A 5,353-nucleotide genomic window follows, 5' to 3' on the forward strand; every position below is an offset into this window, starting at 1 on the left:
GCCCACCACCGTCTCGCGCACGAGGCCGCCCGCGCCAGCGCCGTACTGCTCAAGAACGACCAGGGCATCCTGCCGCTGGACCCGGCCGACGGCGGACGGATCGCCGTGATCGGCGAGTTCGCCCGCACGCCCCGCTTCCAGGGCGCCGGCTCCTCCCAGGTCAACCCGACGCGTGCCGACTCGGCGCTCGACGCCCTGCGCACCGCCGTCGACGGCCGCCGCGAGGTAGCCTTCGCGCCCGGCTTCGCGCTGGAGTGCGAAACAGCCGATCCCGCCCTGGTCGCCGAGGCCGTGCGCACTGCGCGAGGCGCCGACGTCGCCGTGCTCTTCCTCGGCCTGCCCGCCTCCTACGAGTCCGAGGGATACGACCGCACCCACCTGGACCTGCCCGCCCACCAGATCGATCTGCTCAATGCCGTCGCCGACGTCAACCCGCGCCTCGTGGTGGTCCTCACCAACGGCTCCGTCGTCCGCCTGACACCCTGGCAGGACCGGGCCCTGGCGGTCCTGGAGGGCTGGCTGTCGGGCCAGGCCGGCGGCAGCGCCATCGCCGACCTCCTCCTGGGCGCCGCCACCCCCTCGGGCAAGCTCGCCGAGACCATTCCGCTGCGCCAGGCGGACAACCCGGCACTGGGCAACTTCCCCGGCGCCTTCGGCCGGGTCCACTACGGGGAAGGCCTGCTGATCGGCTACCGCTGGTACGACACACGTCAGATGCCCGTCGCCTATCCCTTCGGCCACGGCCTGTCCTACACGACGTTCGCCTACGAGGACCTCGACGTCCTCATACGGTCGGACGGAGCAGAGCCGCACGTCGAGATCACCGTCACGGTCACCAACACCGGTGAGCGGCCGGGCACCGAGACGGTCCAGGTCTATGTCACCGACCCCGAAGCGAGCGTCGCCCGGCCGGCCCAGGAACTGCGCGCCTTCGGGCGGGTCACCCTGGAGCCCGCCGAGAGCCGCCAGGTCACCCTCAGCCTGGGGCAGCGGGCCTTCGCCTACTGGCACGAAACCCTGGGCCGATGGGCCGTGGAGGGCGGCAGCTTCGGCCTGCGCGTGGGTGCCTCATCCCGTGACATCCGCCTGGAGACCACCATCGCGCTGACCGGCGACAACCAGGCCCTCCCCCTGCGGTCCGACTCCTCGGCCGAGGCGTGGCTGTCCCACACCGAGGCCGGGCCGTGGCTCCGCGCGGCGATCGGCGACGAAGGCTTCGGCGCCATCATGGCCGACCCGCACAACGGGCAGATGATCCGGGCGATACCGCTGCAACGGCTGTCCCGCTTCCCGGGCTTCCCGCTCAGCGAGGAACAGATCGACGCCGCGGTCACCCGCTTCGCGGACACCGCGATCTGACGTGCATGGGCGGCCTCCCCGCCCGCCCGCCCGCATGGCGGGCGGGCGGGGAGCAAGCCGCGGAAAATGTGGACACGCGGAGGTGGAGAAGGCCGCGACACGTCACCTCAGGAGCCCGACCGAATCTTCATCAGATCCGTGCTTCGATGAGGTATCCCTGCCTCATGCCCCAGCTCACCGAACTGCTCCCCGTCGAGGCCATCCGCCTCGATGCCCCCGCCCCCGACTGGCAGGGCGCCATCCGTGCCGCCGGGGACCTGCTCGTCACCAACGGCGTCAGTACGGACACCTACACCCAGGAGATGCTCCGTACGGTGGAGGAGAACGGGCCGTACATCGTCGTCGCTCCCGGCTTCGCCTTCGCCCACGCACGGCCCTCACCCGCCGTCCGGCGCACCGGCATGTCCTGGGTGCGTCTGGTCGAGCCCGTCCCCTTCGGCCACGAGACGAACGACCCGGTGCGCCTGGTCGTCGCCCTGGCCGCGACGGACGCCTCCGCGCACACGGAGGCGATGGGCGCCCTCGCCCGGCTGCTCGCCGACCCGGAGACGGTAGAGGCCCTCGACCAGGCGCCGACCCCCGAGTCGGTGCGGCAGATCCTCCTGCGGGCCGAAGAACCCGCCGAGCCGGCCGAGCCGCTCGCCCCATCCGGGCCCGCGGCCACCGAGGCCGCAGGAGGCTCCGGCGGCACGCACACCATCCTGACCGTCTGCGGCAACGGCGTCGGAACGAGCCTGTTCCTCAAGTCGACCCTCGACAAGGTGCTCGGCCGCTGGAAGTGGTCGCGCTACATCAACACCGAAGCGACCGACACCATCTCCGCCAAGGGCAAGGCCTCCGAGGCCGTCGCCATCCTGACCTCCCGTGAGATCGCCAGGGCTCTGGGCGACGTGGGCGTGCCCGTGCGGGTGATCGAGGACTTCACCAGCGCCAAGGAAGTGGACGCCGCGCTGCGCGATCTGTACGACGTCTGAACCGGCGGTCCGCCGCCCCTCCCCCGCGCCCCGTCCCCGCCGAACCTCCAGGAAGTCCCGGGAAGCCCATGAACGTCCTCGTCGACATCGCGAAATTCATCGTCAACGAAATCCTCGCCGTCCCCGCCTATCTCATCGGCATCATCACCGCCGTCGGCCTCATCGCCCTGAAGAAGTCGACCGGCCAGGTCGTCGGCGGCGCCATCAAGGCAACGCTCGGCTTCCTGCTGATCGGCGCCGGAGCGACCCTGGTCACCGCCTCGCTCGAACCCCTCGGCAAGATGATCACCGGTGCGACCGGCTCGCACGGCGTCATCCCCACCAACGAGGCCATCGTCGGCATCGCCCAGGCCGAGTACGGCTCGCGCGTGGCGTGGCTGATGATCCTCGGGTTCCTCGTCAGCCTGCTCCTGGCCCGCTTCACACCACTCTCGTACGTGTTCCTGACCGGCCATCACATGCTGTTCATGGCGACACTGCTGACGATGGTCCTCGCCACGGCCGGAGTCACCTCCTGGGTCGTGGTGGTCGCCGGCGGCGTCCTGCTGGGCATCATGCTGGTCGCGATGCCGGCCTTCGCCCACCCCTGGACCAAACGCGTCACCGGCAACAACACCGTCGCCGTCGGGCACTTCGGCACGGCGGGCTACATCGTCTCCGGCGCGACCGGCCAGGCCATCGGCAAGAAGAGCCGCTCCACGGAGGAGATGAACCTCCCCGAGGGCCTGCGCTTCCTGCGCGACTCGATGGTGGCAACCGCCCTGTCCATGGTCATCATCTACATGATCATGGCCGTCGTCTTCCTGGCCAAGGCCGGCAGGACAGAGGCATTCCAGGCCTACTCGTCAGGGAAGGGCGACCCCGGCTCGACCGGGATCGGCAACTACCTGATGTCCTCACTGGGCCAGGGCCTCCAGTTCGGCATCGCCGTCGCCGTCATCCTCTTCGGCGTCCGCACGATCCTGGGTGAACTCGTCCCCGCCTTCCAGGGAATCGCCCAGAAGGTCGTGCCCGGCGCCATCCCCGCCCTGGACGCCCCCATCGTCTTCCCCTACGCACAAAACGCCGTCCTGGTCGGCTTCATCTGCTCCTTCACCGGCGGCCTGGTCACCCTGGGGCTGCTGGCCGGAGTCCTGAACCCCGCCTTCGGCACGGCCCTCGTCCTGCCGGGCCTGGTCCCGCACTTCTTCACCGGCGGCGCGGCGGGCGTCTTCGGCAACGCGACGGGCGGCCGCCGCGGCGCCGCCGTCGGCGCGTTCCTCAACGGCGTCATCATCACCCTGCTGCCCGCGTTCCTGCTCGGCGTCCTCGGCTCGTTCGGCTCGGCCAACACCACCTTCGGGGACGCCGACTTCGGCTGGTTCGGCCTGATCATCGGCAACACCGCGAAGGCGGGCTCGGTGGCCGGCATCGTCCTCATGCTCCTGATCGGCGCCGTCATCCTCGTCGCCGCCATCGCCTGGCAGAAGAAGGTCGTCGACACCGGCTGGGACCCGGGCGCCGCACGCGACACCTTCCTGCCCCCGCCGGCCCGGGAGACCACGGACGCCCCGGAGACTTCGGCCGGGACCACGACCCGCACGTACGCGAAGATCGCCCCGCCGGCAGGCGCCCCGAAGCCGCCGCCTCCGCCACAGGACTAGGGCCTGGTGCTACCGATCGCAGAGGAAGCAGCCGTCCCAGAGCGGGAGCGCGCCAAGGACGCGGTGGCGCACGCACGAGGCCATCGCGGCCTCGTCCGGGCCGGGGAAGCCGCGCGCGCCGCCGCTCTGGGCGGGCGGCGTGAAGGACTCCACCATGGTGGCGAAGCGGTGCAGGTAGTCCTGGACGCGGGGCGGGTGGTAATCCAGCTCGCTCCAGCGGTGTCCGCTCGCCGCGAGTGCCGTGGCCCGCAGCACGAAGTCCTTCGCACGGGCACGTTCCCGCTGCGTCGCACCCCAGTCGAACTCCGCCAGGTCGAACCCGACGGCACCGCGCCCCACCACGTTCTGGTCCTGCAAGATCAGCAACGCCGCGAAGCGGAAGCCCCAGTCCTCGGAGGCGAGATCGGACACGGCGAGCATCAGCACGTCGACGAACACCGCGGTGGCGCCATTCGACAGGTCCAGTTCGTGGCTGCCGCCGGAAAAGATGTTGCTCACCGCACTATGATGCGATCCCGGCCCTCCGCCTGCTTGGAGAAGACGCTTGACGCATGCGAGCACCGGCAAAGTAGTCGTGAACAGAGTGATGTCCCTGGACGGGTTCATCGCCGGTCCCGGCCACACGATGGACTGGATCTTCGAGCACATGACGTCGGCGACGTTCCCGGAGGTCATGGCGGCCACCGGCGCCATGCTCATCGGCCGGGGCACGTACGAGGTCGGCAAGGGCATGTCCGACGAGAACCCCGCCTACGACGGCGGGACGCAGTTCGTCCTCACCCACCGCCCGCTCGGCGAGCCGGACCCCAACGTCACCTGCCTCACCGGCGACATCGAAGAGGCCGTGGCCACGGCACGCCGCGCCGCCGGCGACAAGAACCTGGAGATCCTCGGCGCCGACGTGGCCGCCCAGTGCCTGCGACGCGGCCTCGTCGACGAGATCCTGGTGTACGTACTGCCGGTGCTGCTCGGCGACGGCGTTCGCTTCGCACCGCCGGGCCTCGACCGGATCGATCTGGAGCCGCTCAGCAACATCCAGTCGGGCGGGGTCACCATGCTGCGCTTCCGCGTGCGCAAGTAGGGCTCGCCGGCAGGGCGGCGGGGATGAATCCGCGCGGTGCCCGTGTTGAACAGCGCGACACTATCCGTACGCGACGGCAGGCGGATCACGATGCCTCTTGAGGGCCAGTACGAGCCGAGTCCGGCACAGTGGGTGCGCGACCAGGTCGAGTTGTACGAGAGTTCGGGCGGCACGCAGGGGGCCACGCTGTGGGACACGGGCCTGCCCATCATCATTCTCACGACGCGCGGCGCGAAGAGCGGCAAGATCCGCAAGATCCCGCTGATGCGCGTGGAACACGAGGGGCAGTATGCGGC

The 5,353-nt window shown here is 70.4% G+C and carries 6 protein-coding genes; 5 read left to right on the forward strand and 1 reads right to left on the reverse strand.

Annotated elements, in window-relative coordinates:
* The 3 genes from ACQKIP_RS38655 to ACQKIP_RS38665 all read left to right on the forward strand — a co-directional run.
* On the forward strand, positions 1-1,359 hold a 1,359-nt coding region (locus ACQKIP_RS38655), incomplete at its 5' end, for a glycoside hydrolase family 3 C-terminal domain-containing protein (protein WP_427745217.1).
* A 164-nt stretch (positions 1,360-1,523) separates the two neighbouring features.
* Positions 1,524-2,333: a PTS sugar transporter subunit IIA gene (locus ACQKIP_RS38660; protein ID WP_365864986.1), complete on the forward strand. Its 810-nt coding sequence runs from the start codon at positions 1,524-1,526 to the stop codon at positions 2,331-2,333.
* A gap of 68 nt (positions 2,334-2,401) precedes the next feature.
* A complete protein-coding gene (locus ACQKIP_RS38665; RefSeq protein WP_365864984.1) occupies positions 2,402-3,976 on the forward strand; it encodes a PTS ascorbate transporter subunit IIC in 1,575 nt (524 codons plus the stop codon).
* A gap of 9 nt (positions 3,977-3,985) precedes the next feature.
* On the opposite strand, the gene ACQKIP_RS38670 is transcribed toward ACQKIP_RS38665, so the two are convergent.
* Entirely contained in the window at positions 3,986-4,474 is a 489-nt protein-coding gene (locus ACQKIP_RS38670; RefSeq protein ID WP_365864982.1) for a hypothetical protein, read from the reverse strand.
* 46 nt (positions 4,475-4,520) lie between these two features.
* Between ACQKIP_RS38670 and ACQKIP_RS38675 the strand changes: the two genes are divergently transcribed.
* Entirely contained in the window at positions 4,521-5,057 is a 537-nt protein-coding gene (locus tag ACQKIP_RS38675) for a dihydrofolate reductase family protein (protein ID WP_365864980.1), read from the forward strand.
* A gap of 90 nt (positions 5,058-5,147) precedes the next feature.
* The coding region (locus tag ACQKIP_RS38680; RefSeq protein ID WP_427745218.1) for a nitroreductase/quinone reductase family protein at positions 5,148-5,353 on the forward strand (206 nt) is incomplete at its 3' end.

This window comes from Streptomyces sp. NPDC059900, assembly GCF_050270335.1.
In the GTDB taxonomy this organism is placed as follows: Bacteria; Actinomycetota; Actinomycetes; order Streptomycetales; family Streptomycetaceae; genus Streptomyces.

What these genes read in the sequence shown, in the direction of transcription:
- ACQKIP_RS38660 (WP_365864986.1), top strand. Translation starts at nt 1,524, where the DNA reads ATGCCCCAGCTCACCGAACTGCTCCCCGTCGAGGCCATCCGCCTCGAT.
- ACQKIP_RS38665 (WP_365864984.1), top strand. Translation starts at nt 2,402, where the DNA reads ATGAACGTCCTCGTCGACATCGCGAAATTCATCGTCAACGAAATCCTC.